The 12,888-nt window shown below is 53.6% G+C and carries 11 protein-coding genes and 1 pseudogene; 5 read left to right on the top strand and 7 right to left on the bottom strand.

Features of this window, described 5'->3' with window-relative positions; all coding sequences use genetic code 11:
- Positions 1-46 precede the first annotated feature (46 nt).
- Complete coding sequence (locus M1D97_RS11585; RefSeq protein WP_456267877.1) at positions 47-931, top strand: LysR substrate-binding domain-containing protein; 885 nt, start codon at positions 47-49, stop codon at positions 929-931.
- 135 nt (positions 932-1,066) lie between these two features.
- Here M1D97_RS11585 and M1D97_RS11590 read toward each other — a convergent pair.
- Together M1D97_RS11590 and M1D97_RS11595 are read right to left on the bottom strand one after the other, a co-directional pair.
- Positions 1,067-1,120, bottom strand: a pseudogene (locus M1D97_RS11590) (hypothetical protein); the annotation flags it as partial.
- Positions 1,098-1,448 (bottom strand): class I SAM-dependent methyltransferase, encoded by a 351-nt coding sequence (locus M1D97_RS11595; RefSeq protein WP_456267878.1) that lies wholly within the window; start codon positions 1,446-1,448, stop codon positions 1,098-1,100. The gene M1D97_RS11595 and the pseudogene M1D97_RS11590, both read right to left, overlap by 23 nt.
- Positions 1,449-1,867: 419 nt before the next feature.
- Between M1D97_RS11595 and M1D97_RS11600 the strand changes: the two genes are divergently transcribed.
- Positions 1,868-5,065 carry a hypothetical protein gene (locus tag M1D97_RS11600; protein WP_456267879.1) on the top strand — a complete coding sequence of 1,066 codons (3,198 nt, stop codon included), beginning with the start codon at positions 1,868-1,870 and terminating at the stop codon, positions 5,063-5,065.
- A 474-nt stretch (positions 5,066-5,539) separates the two neighbouring features.
- Here the strand turns inward: M1D97_RS11600 and M1D97_RS11605 are convergent, their stop codons facing one another.
- From M1D97_RS11605 to M1D97_RS11625, 5 genes are all read right to left on the bottom strand, one after another.
- Positions 5,540-6,622, bottom strand: coding sequence for a hypothetical protein (locus tag M1D97_RS11605; RefSeq protein WP_456267880.1), 1,083 nt, complete (start codon positions 6,620-6,622; stop codon positions 5,540-5,542).
- A 140-nt stretch (positions 6,623-6,762) separates the two neighbouring features.
- Positions 6,763-7,185: a GNAT family acetyltransferase gene (locus M1D97_RS11610; protein ID WP_456267881.1), complete on the bottom strand. Its 423-nt coding sequence runs from the start codon at positions 7,183-7,185 to the stop codon at positions 6,763-6,765.
- Between the two features lie 67 nt (positions 7,186-7,252).
- The gene (locus tag M1D97_RS11615; protein WP_456267882.1) at positions 7,253-8,176 is read right to left on the bottom strand and encodes a SphA family protein; all 924 of its coding nucleotides are present in this window, start codon (positions 8,174-8,176) and stop codon (positions 7,253-7,255) included.
- 512 nt (positions 8,177-8,688) lie between these two features.
- Positions 8,689-9,198, bottom strand: a complete 510-nt coding sequence (locus M1D97_RS11620; RefSeq protein ID WP_456267883.1) for a GNAT family N-acetyltransferase — start codon at positions 9,196-9,198, stop codon at positions 8,689-8,691.
- A 36-nt stretch (positions 9,199-9,234) separates the two neighbouring features.
- Positions 9,235-9,495: a hypothetical protein gene (locus M1D97_RS11625; RefSeq protein ID WP_456267884.1), complete on the bottom strand. Its 261-nt coding sequence runs from the start codon at positions 9,493-9,495 to the stop codon at positions 9,235-9,237.
- 152 nt (positions 9,496-9,647) lie between these two features.
- Here M1D97_RS11625 and M1D97_RS11630 point away from each other — a divergent pair, with 152 nt between their 5' ends.
- The 3 genes from M1D97_RS11630 to M1D97_RS11640 all read left to right on the top strand — a co-directional run bounded on the left by M1D97_RS11630 (position 9,648) and on the right by M1D97_RS11640 (position 12,813).
- Complete coding sequence (locus tag M1D97_RS11630; protein WP_456267885.1) at positions 9,648-10,253, top strand: HAD family hydrolase; 606 nt, start codon at positions 9,648-9,650, stop codon at positions 10,251-10,253.
- A gap of 114 nt (positions 10,254-10,367) precedes the next feature.
- A complete protein-coding gene (locus tag M1D97_RS11635) occupies positions 10,368-11,549 on the top strand; it encodes a CynX/NimT family MFS transporter (RefSeq protein ID WP_456267886.1) in 1,182 nt (393 codons plus the stop codon).
- Between the two features lie 397 nt (positions 11,550-11,946).
- Positions 11,947-12,813: an ATP-grasp fold amidoligase family protein gene (locus M1D97_RS11640; protein ID WP_456267887.1), complete on the top strand. Its 867-nt coding sequence runs from the start codon at positions 11,947-11,949 to the stop codon at positions 12,811-12,813.
- Positions 12,814-12,888: the final 75 nt, after the last annotated feature.

Here is a 12,888-nt window from a genome sequence, read left to right on the forward strand (position 1 = left end):
TGATAATCTAATAAGAATCACTTATTTGAGACGCAAGTTTAACGCCGTGAATTTAAACTACCTTTTATCGATCGCCGTACTGGCGGAAGAGCGTCACTTTGTCAGGGCGGCTGCCAAGCTGGGCATCAGCCAATCGGCGCTGACACAACAGGTACAGAAAATCGAGCGCGAGCTGGGGCTGACCCTGTTTTCACGCACCCAGCGTCAGGTCATGATTACCGAAGCGGGCAAAGCCTTTGTGGAGGAGGCTCGGCGCGTCCTGACGCAATATGACATTGCCATCGATGCCGCGCGCCGAGCATCAAAGGGAGAGATCGGAAAACTTCGGCTGGGGTTCGTGGAAAATGCCGCGCTTCACCTGCTACCCCGAACGGTATCGCGCTTTCGACGTCATCATCCCCATGTGCGACTGGAGTTGAATGAGCTGATCTCTGCCCAGCTTGTTCAGGCGCTGCAGGAAGAAACGCTCGATGCCGCCCTGATGAGGCCCATTGCAGGCCTTGATGCCCTGAAGACCATGACGCTGCTGCGCGAGCCATATCATGTCGCGCTGCCCGCCGATCATCCGCTGGCACAAAGGACCGCCATCGCCTTCGCGGATATCGTGACCGACGGCATGATCATCGCGCCGGCCAAAAAATCGACCTACCTGCTCTCGGTCTTCCGGCCTCTCTGTGAGCGCCACAATGTGGAATTCACCATCGCCCAGGAGGTTGAACAACTTCATGCGATCATCGGTCTGGTCGGTGCAGGCCTTGGGTATACGTTGCTGCCCCGCTCAGCTGCTGCCCTGTCGATAGAAGGTGTGGTTTACCGCCCACTGGACGACCCTGAAGCCCCACAGGCCGAACTGGTTCTGGCCTGGTCGGCAAATGCCACCAATCCAGTGCTGAACAACTTTCTGGCCGTCGCCAGAGACGCGTCCCGGTAATAGGCCCGACATGTTCAAAAGGCAGGAATACACTGAACCTTTCAGGGCCTCGGCAATCGGCGTCAGAATAAAACCGATAACGAAAGGCGCAATTGGTAATCTCAGCCCTCGGAAAACCAGCTCAATGATCCCGAAAGCGAGCATGACCCAGACATCGAAGAAACGGTTATTGACAGCGTAGGTTCCCAATATACAGCACACTAAAAAGATCGAAGCGATAGCCAGGTGTGCGAACCTGATTCAGTCCGGGCAGAGCATCATCGAGCCACTGCACGGACAGGCCGGCAGTGCTTTCCTCGCCCAGAGCACGCAGGCCGGCCGCCGGCTCAACGGCCAGCACTTCCCAGCCCCTTTGCGCGAGTGCCGCCGCATCGCGCCCACTACCCGCCCCTACATCCAGTGCCAGTCCAGCGCGCTCAGGGAGATGTCGCAGCCAGTCGCCATGCACCTCATCGAAGGCGAGCTGCTGATACTGAGCAAAGAACCGTTCCGCGTTTTCCGAATACAAATTTTTCATGAATCAGGCATTGCTTATGGGGCGGATGTTCGAGACATTCTACTCCGGCATTAAGTCTTTTGTGAGAACGCCGTGGACTACAGAAGATGGCAGGAGATACCCGATGACGGCTGCCTGCACGGATTCGAAGGTAAAAGGCACCTGACACGCTCACAGGCACCTGTCGCGGCAGTGTGAAATGCAAGGAAACGCATGATTTTTTCGAGCCGCTAAACCGTCATGCAGCCCGGCACTGGGGCGGGCTGGCGCCTACTGCAAGGGTGCAATAAAACCGACCCATTTAGCGCGCAGGCGGGGCGGGGAGTCGACAGCGCGACAAGGGCTGAAGTCAACGAGAAAAAAGTATTGCTCCAAGAGTGTTTTTTCATCAACATTTTTGATACTTACTAAATCTTTTAAAATAGAAAGTTGAGCGATTAATGAATATTTTAAAAAAATGCCGCTTCAAAAGTCTTTCTAGTCGCGCTAACCAAGAAATAAAAGAATCACTTCATAAAAACAAATATTTTCTAAACAGCCGCTTCAATTTTATCGAAAAAAGCGTGATACGATGGTCTACCGAGTTTAAGAAATATGCTTTATTGTCTTTAATCCTAGCCTCATTAATAGTTTCTAACTTAATTTTGTGGGGGCCCTTAACTAAATCTAGTTTTATAAGCCACTTCCAAGATTGGAAAGAATTGCTTGAATGGCAGGATACTTTTCTTTCAGGGCAGCTAACTGTTGTGGGTGTCGTTTACCCGTTAGTTGTCGGTCTCGTTAGCATACTTTTTCAGAACAAATCAGCAAAAAAGGTTATGTTTCCCGTTTATCAGAAATATTCTGGTTTCATGTTTGCAGGCTTAAGCGGCCTTATGCTGTCGCTATTTATAGTTATTGGTTATTTCCTAAGACCTATAGTAGGAGAAAAAATATTTTTGGCCATCTGTGTTACAACAGCATTATGGCTTTCATCAAACTTGGCTTTAACAGCGTGGTTTTTTGTCAAAACTTTTAGAACACTAGATGAAAACTCACGTGAAAAAATATTATTCCGCTTCTCCATACACGAACTAGTTAAAAACAATATTTATAAAAGAATAAAGGATATTTTGCTTGAAAATGCAGTAGACCATAATTTAATTATAAATCCTAACAAAACAATAGTTAACATTGCCACACATAAGCACTTCGCCGACACCAGCGATTTTCGAAGCATAGAGCGCAATATCAAGCATGACCGTGAATTAAAAAACGTTAGATTTTGGCTGCTCAACATTGGCATAAGAGCTCAAATATTGGCATCAAAGCTCAAAAAAAATCAGGATGGTGAATTAATCATCCGTCCAATCCGAAGCAAACCGACAAGCAATACCATAACAATTGCTCAATACAAAAACTTTAAGGCAAACAGCTTTGCGATATTTTTGATTAAAGCAGCATTTTCTTACAAAAAAAAAGCTCCGCAGGAAGATATCGGCTTATCAACCGTTCTAAATGGATTTATTGGGCCTGCAAATGATGCCCTTAAAGAAAATGACTCAAAAGAGTTTTTAGACGCTTTAGACAATTTAGCTTCGTGGCATACAGAATTGGCTCAAGCGTTATCATTTAAAAATGATAGCGGGAACTTAGACAACTGGTTAATGTTACAGACTACCGGTTTTTTACCTAAAAATTATTTAGACGAACTATTAAGTGAATATTATCGCCTAGCTAAAGAAACTGTTGAACGAATACCTAGTAATTCTCGATTTTACGTAACGATGCTGCATTTTTATCAGCGCATATTTTCTGGTCGAGAGCACCTATTGGATCAAGAGATGAAATCACTGATTCAAGGGAGCTATTATATGTGGTATTTACTGGTTGAATGGCGTTCGTATAGCTCAGAGTCAAGCGATTTAAGAGTCGCTAGCAAATATGAAGACATTCTTTACGATTTTGTAGGCACTTGGGAAAGTTGGCTGTTTTACATTGAACCTCGCACAAAGCGGACCAATGATATCAAAAAAACATATCCAGCATTTTTGGTGCACTTAGAACATACAGCGTCTACTATAATCTCTGCACTCCGGTTTAATAATTTTGAAGCAGCTGGATGGGGCATCGATATGCTCATCAACTGGCTTAATCAAATATCCAATGATGACTATTGGCATGCTGAATACAGTTGGCGATCAATATTGGTTAATCACTCCCATCTATTGCTAGAGTCAAACAGCGATATCTGGCAAACAATACTCAAACAAAATGACTGTGAATATAATCACATAACTGCTTTTAATATCGCTTTTAAAAACGCTTATGTTGATCTAAGGGTTATTACAGCTTGCTACATACTTTTAAAGCCCGGGAAAGAAAAGCATGATGTTATAGTTGAATATATCAAAGCACTCTTAAATGGAACACGTATTCATCCTACAGGTACAATTGACCCACATTATAGAAATATTTTCAAAGCCGGTGAGATATTAGGCATATACATCCGGCATCGTGACTATGGCCATCATGGTAAAGAGTCTTATGGGGGATGGTTATCATCAATATTAGAGTCTTTTGGAAGAATATATGATGAAAGGAAAATTTCCGGACGTATTTATTCAGGATGGGGAGCAAGCGGCATACAAAGCATGAACATAGCTTATGTTCAAATTATACTTTCCTTGTCGAGCACAATTTGGGATCTGCCCCATGACTGGGAAGAAGCTATTTTTTCTAGTTATTTTAGCCACATAGATCGAGAAACGATTATTTCAGATCTTAGTGACTGGATTAAAATTGTTAATGAAATCCACAATTCTATTTTAATCAATCCAGATGACCTAGAAAATTTAAAGGAAAATTTCATTTCTTCTGTAGAAAAAATTATCCAGCGAATCAGCAGCTCTCAAAAGCAAGTAGTAATTAAAGCTCAGATTGATAAGGATCAGCTTTCCAAAATCGGCGTAGCAAGTTCAGCCATATTGAACACTAAAAAAGATTTTCCATTCCCTTTAAGATTTTTTAAATATCTTGCCTTGAAGGAAAATCTTGAAGACAAAAACTCTTTTAAAGTATCGCTAAGCAACTATGACAAAAAGCTCGTCGCTATAGATATAAAAGCAAACCGAGCGATTAACGAAAATGAATATCTTGCCGATCTTGTTTTGAGAAGCATTAAATCTAATATATTAAAATATTTAATTAGATACCCTCAATCGATATTAAAAACATATACTGATATAGAAAGCCTCCTGTTCGATATAAAAAATTTTTCTAGGCAAATGACAGATCCATTACTATTTATCGGCAACCAAAACTTAAAAATCACATTACGCAGATACTTATTAGATTCACAAGCATCAGACGGACAAAAAATTAGCCGCTATGATGGATATGGCAATGAATATATTTGCCATATTGGAAACTGTGAAGTTTATACGTTAGGATTTAGCGATATAGATTATTGCATACTTACAAACAAAGAATTATTCGAAAAATTAAGTTTTAGAGAAATCGCACAAAAACAATATGTAGATGCTAAATTTGAAGTTGATGATAATGACCAAACTATTGGAAATTTAGTGCTTACATATCGAATGAAAGTAGAGCTATGTAAAAACGTAACAAAAATTAAACTCAAAATAGACTTTTAGATAAAAATAGTCCTTTTATGATCTTCAATGAGTGCATACATCGTATGATGACAATACCGAACACCAAATTCCCAGCATTAGTGCTTAGCTCTTGCTGGCCGTTTTTATGCAGGTAGGTGTATGAGCTGCTAAAAAGGATAATGGTATACAGGTTGGTATAAGGCAATTTTTAAGCTATATAATTTTCCATAAAAATCAAACATCTATAACTTAAGATAGAATCCTGACGGGGGGGGCGCCATCATAAGTGCTCTCCCGTATCACGCCGTCTCTTGTGTCCCTCCCTGTCCGGCACCTGTCTTGCCAGCCCTGCGTACCAGAGCACAGGCCCTGTTCTCTTGATATCGACCGTGACGCCCTGCGTTTGCTGTCACCGCACCACGCCATGATCGCCCTTTCGCAGCCATGAAAACGTGAAAACGCCCCGCCAGGGCGGAGCGTTTCACTGACAGACTTCTCCAGACGACCGGCTCGTCAACCGAACAGAAAGTCTTCCGGGCCCATCGCAGAGTGCAGCTCGCCCATTGGCGCGCCCGGGTCGTACTTGGGAATGCCGATCAGCGTGACCGTATTGGTCCCTGCCCCGTCGTCGATGCGCAGATCCGTGCCGCTGCCGTTGTACATCACATGGATATCGTTGAACGCGAGCGCCTCGCCGTCTGCACCGGTCAGATCGGAGACGTCGATGCGATCAATGCCCAGTTCAAAATCAGTGATGACACTGCCCCACCAGGCGTCATCGTCTGCCAGCACAAAATTGTCGGGCGCATTGTCGGTACCGCTGACCTGCCCCTCGACCATTACGTCCGTAAAGGGTCCTTCAGGTGCCGGTGCCATCTTGGAAATCATGTCACGACGATCCGACAGGGTGTTGGGCCCACCGGCCAGCTCGCTCAGGCGCAGGACAAAATCGTTGTCATCCAGCCCGGCAGGGCCACTGTCGCGGTAGAGATAGACATCGTCTTCAAAAAACACGGGGATCACGGCATCGCCGCTGTCCATGTCGCCGGCCATGGTGAATACCTCTTCCAGCGAATCGGCCTCCCAGGCGGTGACGGCATGGTTGAAATCGATGGTCTCAAAGGAGGTCATGATCTCACCGTCTACAAACAGCGTGTCCTGCATGCCATCAAAGCCGACCAGCGTGTCGATGCCGTCGCCATCCTGACCGTAACAGGACGCATCCCCGGCGAAATACAGCACATCCGCGCCGCTGCCACTACCGCCCAGCACGATGGTCTCCTGCACGTCAGCCGAGGCCGTGTACTCAAGCCCGCCTTCCAGTGCGCTGGCATCCGTATGGGTCACCGCCGTGGTTTCGGTGGCACTGTTGTCCCATTCGACGCGGCCGTTGCCGCCCAGCGTCAGCGTCTCGAGCGCATCACCCCAGGCGGTGGCCGACAGCGTCTCGCCGGATCTGGCGCGACTGTCATTAAACTGCGCGCTCAACTCCAGCGTATCGACGTCTTCCGGCAGGACAAACGTCATGGCCCCGCCCCTGTCGAAGGCGAAGGACTGGGACTGGGACTGAGGCTGGTATCCGGTCAGCTGTGACATGTGTTCAACTCCCTTGAACGTCTTCTTTTTAACAGCAGGCTCTTGAATGTAGTCCGTGGCTCAAAAAGAACTACACCTTTTCCTGATATTTTGACGTTCCCGGGATGAACCCGCCGCTGCCCCGGCGTCAGGACCGAGTACTACGCATCCCTGATCAACCGCTTGCCCATCGTCACGGCCTCGTTTTCTTCAAAACCCAGTGCGCGGTAATACGCCTCGAGTTCCGGCTGGCCGCGACGCACCATCAGCATGATTTTCGGGCAGCCCCGCGCGATCAGCAGCTGTTCGGCATGCTCGACCAGGGCACGGCCATGGCCGCGTCGCTGCCACGCCGGGTCGACGGCGAGGTAATAGAGCCAGCCGCGGTGGCCATCAAAGCCCACCATGGCGGAGGCCATGACGCCGCCCTGCTCATCGGTGCCGACCAGCAACAGCGTCGGATCTTCACGGCGCTTGCGCTCGATATCCCGCGCGGGGTCGTTCCAGGGGCGCGTCAGGCCGCAGCGTGTCCAGAGCGCGATGACGGCGCCTTCGTCGTCGGGGTCAAACGTTCGAATCTTCAAGACCTGCTCCTCTCTGTCTGCCCACGCTCGCCCACGCCCCGCCACACTTTTCGGTACCAGGCAGGACTTAAAAGCTATAGCCGGTACGAATCGCGATATTATATCCCTCGGTGCGATTTTTGGCGCCGAACTCCTGGTAGGCATGCAACCAAACGGTCGGTAACCCGGGTGAAAAGAAGCTGGCGGCCGGCCCGGCTGCCCAGACACGGGCGCGATTGCCTTCTCCCGAGGACAGCGAGGGGCTATCGTCGTCACTCAACTGAGCGTAGTAATACCCTCCCAGACCGAGCGTCCACGCATCGACATGCTGCCCGGCAGCGAATTCGTTGCGATACTCGATGCCGCTGCGATAGTCGGTGTCCGTATTACGGGTATTGAAGTCCAGCTGTGACGATGTCGACACTTCAAATCCACCTGACGTGATATAGCTAAAGCCCACGATGGGCGAAAAGGCCCAGTGATTGAGGCCGGGGTTGATCAGGCGATCTTCCTTGTATTCGCCGGTAGGTGCCTGCACCTGAAACTGCGCACTGACCCCCATGTTGGGTGCGGGAGTCCACGCCAGCATTAAAGGAACCAGCTGGATATCGCCCTGTGCGAGGACATGGGCATCGTCTTTAAATACGGTTTGCCCGCCGGCATTGACATCCAGCGATGCCTTCATATCGAAAAAGGGGATCACCCCACCGAAACCATAACGCCCGCCCAGCAGCGTCTTGTCCGTCATGCGGATATAGGCCGCGCCTACTGAAAGGACATTGACTGAAAAATCGTTATCGGACCGAGAACCATTGCTGACCATCAAATCATCGGAGGAATACCAGGCGGCGCGCATGCCAAAGGTGCCGTTAGGTGTCGCGGGTGGAAGAAAACCGGAGCCAAAATCGTAGACCCCCATGGGGGTGGTAGGCGCCCCGTTTTCGGTGGCCAATGTCGGTGCGGCAGATACCAGGCCAGTCAGCGCCAGATACAGGGTGAGCGTTTTTTTCATCGTGGGCCTTTTGATACACATCAAGGGAGATACCAACGCCTGGCTCAGCACTGGTCTGGATGACGAGACTTTCATCGCCATGTGATTCGGCAGACATCGTTCATGGTCGTGCCAATGGTCCTTGCGACAAGAGATCAAGCCGGAAGCTTTCGCTGTTTATCGTGATCCGCCGCCTTCCCGGCCAGGGCGCAAGTTTGTGCGGGGTATTGGATATCGACACGCGGCATGACTTCTTTAACGCCCCATGTCCTGGCTGGTCTTGTCGAAAGGCCGGCTGATCTGCTGATGGTGTCAGCCCGGGCCTCCTCCGCTTCCCAACAGATCAGTACCTTGTGGTGCGGCCCTGCCTGCATAAAAAAGCCTCGCATTGAGCGAGGCTTTTACGGATGCCGGGATCAGCAACCTGACGCTTGCCGTCTCCCTGTTAAGCGCCTTCAGCCGGCTGGCGATCGGCATGTGGCAGTAGAAGGCGGGGAGGAAATCCTGTCCCCTGCCGGACCGCGCCACCGGACTCAATCCCCGGGCCAGGAATGCCCACACGTCAATTTGAACACCTTCTGCTCGCCCATCGCGCCCGTTACTGTCCTGCCGGTGTCTTCAAACCCGGTTTTCTCGTACAGGGACTGCGCTGCCGGGTTGTTGACGTTAACGCCGAGCACAACGCTTTTGATCCCTGGAAACGCGCTTTCGACGTAGCCTTTCAAAAGACGCATGCCCCTTTTGGCATGCCCTTTTCCCTGGTCGCCGGCATTGATCGAGAGTGCCGACAGGACAAGCGTCTCGTTTTCGACATACGGTCCCAGGCCAGTGGGATCGTGCTTGAGCACAAAAAAGCCGACCGGTCGCGCTCCTTCCAGAATCACCATGAAGCGATCCCGGGGATAGCGTTTTGTGTGATCCAGAAAGGTCGCCGGCAGGCTGGTATAGCGCGCCTGTTCCTCCGGAAGCGAGAACGCTTTCAGTGCTGGCGTGTCCTGTTCCTCGCAGGAGCGAAGGCTGATGTCCTGAGGGTCAGAGGTCATGGGTTTCCTTGCGTCGGTGCCGGTACGCTAGTGTATTTATCCATCCTTGCCATCGCGGCCATCCTGTCCATCGATGCCGCCGTCACCGCCGTCGCCTCCGCTTCCGCCATTTTCCCCGGCCACCCCTGCACCGCCGTGGCCGCCCTGTGGGCATGCCGCCGTGCCGGCCCGGCCATCTTCGCCCGGGGCGCCATCGAGCCGGCGACAGTCGGCGGCCCTGTCCGCCGCGAGTGTCGATCCGGCCACGGCCGTCAGCATCATGGCGCTGATCAGAAGCACTGCCCTGGCAGCGTTCATTGAAGACTCCTTCGTGCGGTGCGGCGCACGCTTGCGTCAATTTTAATCCGGCATTCGACTATCGCGCCGGCTGCAGAAATCTGCAAGACAGGCCCTGCCAACATTGCGCCAGCGTGCCACCATGACACTCTCTCCCTGACCATCGGTGTCTCATGACCATCGCTTCTCTCAACGACTGCCGGCACTGGGTATTCGACATGGATGGCACGCTGACCGTGGGCGTGCATGACTTTCAGCTCATCCGGCGCGAGCTGGGGGTGCCGGAGGACAGTGACATCCTCGAGCATCTTGAATCGCTGCCCGAGCCGCAGCGCCGCGCCGGCCACGCCTGGCTGATGGACCACGAGCGCGAGCTGGCCGGGCGCTCCACCCCGGCCGAGGGCGCGGTGGCGCTGATCCGGACCCTGTGCGAGCGCCGGTACCGGCTGGGCATTCTGACCCGCAATGCGCGCGAGCTGGCGTGGATCACGCTGGAAAGGATCGGGCTGGCCGACTGCTTTGCCGATGCGGATGTGCTGGGCCGCGAGGATGCGCCGCCCAAGCCGCATCCGGGCGGGCTCGAGTACTTCATCGAACGCTGGGCGGTGACACCTGCCGGCATCGTGATGGTGGGTGACAGCCCGCTGGACATGACCTGCGGCCGCGAGGCGGGCGCGCGTACCGTCATGGTCAACGTGCCGGACAATACCTGCCCCGAGCATGCCGACTACCACCTGAAGGACTGCCATGCCCTGAAGGCGGCGCTGTTCCCCGGCTGAGCCCGGAGCCACTGTTTATGACACCGGATGGTGCAGCCGGCTATCCTGATGCGACATCCTGCCCCAGAATGGGGCACTTTTTTGTTTTGAAGGGAATGTCGCGGCATGTCATCGGTGAGCTATACAAGGAAGGGATCTCAGGCAACGCTGGCGCTGGTGGGGCTGTTGCTGGTGGCCATCAACCTGAGACCGGCGTTGACCAGCGTCTCCCCCGTGCTGAAAAACATCGCCGCAGGGCTGTCGCTGTCGCCGGCCGCCCAGGGCGTGCTGACCACGCTGCCGGTGGTCTGCCTGGGGCTGGCGGCGCCGCTGGCCCCCAGGCTGTCGCGGCGCATCGGCCCCGAGCGCACCATCTTCGTCATCCTTGTCCTGCTGGCGATCACGCTTCTGGCACGTTCCTTTACCGGCACGCTGGGGCTTTTTTTGTTCACGGCGCTGGCCGGTGGGTGTATCGGCATCATGAACGTGCTGCTGCCGGGCATCGTCAAGCGCGACTTCCCGACCCGGGTCAGCCTCATGACCGGGCTGTATACGGTGGCGCTCAACCTCGGCGCATCGCTGGCCGCCGGGGCCACCGAGCCGCTGCGTCAGGCCTTCGGTGACCAGTGGGCGCCTTCTCTCGCCTTCTGGCTGATCCCGGCTGTCATTGCTGCACTGGTATGGATTCCCCAGCTTCGCAACGCCCCTGCCGTGCGCGCACGGCCCCGCGGCGGCTCTCCCCTGTATCGCAACGCCCTGGCCTGGCAGGTCACGCTGTTCATGGGACTGCAGTCGTCACTGGCCTACACGGTGTTCGGCTGGCTGCCAACCATCCTGCAGGACCGCGGCGTGGCCCCGGTCACGGCCGGCCTGGCCCTGTCGGTCTCGATTCTGTGTCAGGTGATCACCGCCATCGTGGCGCCGTTGATCGGTGGGCGCATGAAGGATCAGCGCACCGTGCTGATCAGCGTGATGCTGCTTACCCTCTGCGGTCTGGCGGGCTGTTTGTATGCCCCCACACAGGGCCTGTGGCTGTGGGTCGTGATTCTGGGACTGGGCCAGGGCGGCACATTCAGCATGGCGCTGACGCTGCTGGCCCTGCGTGCGCCGGATGCCGATACGGCCGCCGAACTCTCCGGCATGGCGCAGGGCATCGGCTACGTGCTGGCCGCTTTCGGCCCGCTGCTGGTGGGCCTTTTGCATGACTGGTCCGGCGGCTGGGACGTGGTGGGCATTCTACTGGGGCTGATCGGCCTGGGGGCGATGGCCGTGGCCCTGGGCGCCGGGCAGGACCGTCTCGTCAGGCCGCACGACTGAACCGATCTCGGCGGGGCGCATCATGAGCGCCCCAGGGGTAGCCGCCTTCCTTGTTGTCACGCTTCAGGGCCTGCTGCCTTCGCGTTTGATGCCAACCGCACCCTCACGTCGACCGCCCTTGCGGCGGTCTCATCTTCTTCCCTGTCACCGAGTCGCAACATCATTGATGTCATGATCTGCTGCCGGCACGGTCTGCGGCGCCGGGATCGACCGGATCACCGCAAGCGACATTAATTCAAAATAATATCCCGCCAAATCAGTTACATATTGGCACAATAACGGCATGTATCCTGGCAGGATTGTTCTATACTGCCGCGTACCTTTATCCCTAAAACAACGATCATCAGAGGATCCCTTGCGCTCAGTCTTTTGGCGACAAGCACTGACCCGGTTTGTCATGTCGCGTCTTTCCGACCGTCATTTCACCATGCTGCGCCACCGGCGCGCTTTTGGCGTGCTGCCCGACCTTTCAGATCCCAAAACCTTCAGCGAGAAGATCGGCTATCGCAAGCTCCATCCGACGCCGTCGATGTCGGTACTGAGCGACAAGATTGCCGTGCGGGACTACGTGCGCGAACGTATCGGCGAGCAGTACCTGATCCCCTGCCATGCCACCGCCGATGAGCTGACGCCCGAACTGCTGAAGGCACTGCCCGAGCGCTTTGTCATGAAGGGCAACCACGGCAGCGGCTACAACCTGCTGGTCGAGGACAAGTCCCAATGGACGTTTCCCGAGCTCTACGACATCTCCCGGAACTGGCTGGATGACGACTTCTCGCGCGTCAATCGCGAAACCCAGTATCGCGCCATCAAGCCTCGGCTTTTGTTCGAGGAGCGTCTGGGCAGCGACCCGGTCATTCCGCCCAGCGACTACAAGTTTCACTGCTTTCGCCGTAACGGCGAACTGACCGTCATCGTTCAGATCATGGTGGGACGCTTTCAGGAAGGCGGCCATCAGCGCGTGTGCCTGACACCGGACTGGCAGCCCATCCGCGTGGAAACCCGGGAAATCGAGGACGTCTCCACTGTCGAGAAACCGGCCGGCTTTGACCGGGCACTGGCACTGGCCGAGACGCTGTCGGAAGGTTTCGATTATGTCCGTGTGGATTTTTACATCCTCGGGGACGCCATCTATTTCGGCGAGCTGACCTTCACCCCCGGCGGCGGCTTCATGGAGCTGATCGACCGTCAGGTGGATCACTATCTGGGCAGTCTTTTCACCATCGATCGCGAAATGGCCCGGGCCCGTCAAATCGCGCTATAGCGCCCGCGCAGCAATACACCGGCAGGGCCGTGTCGTGCCTGCGTGTTTACAACACCTTTTCAATACTATTCAGGG

It is taken from the genome of Kushneria sp. AK178 (genome assembly GCF_053903105.1).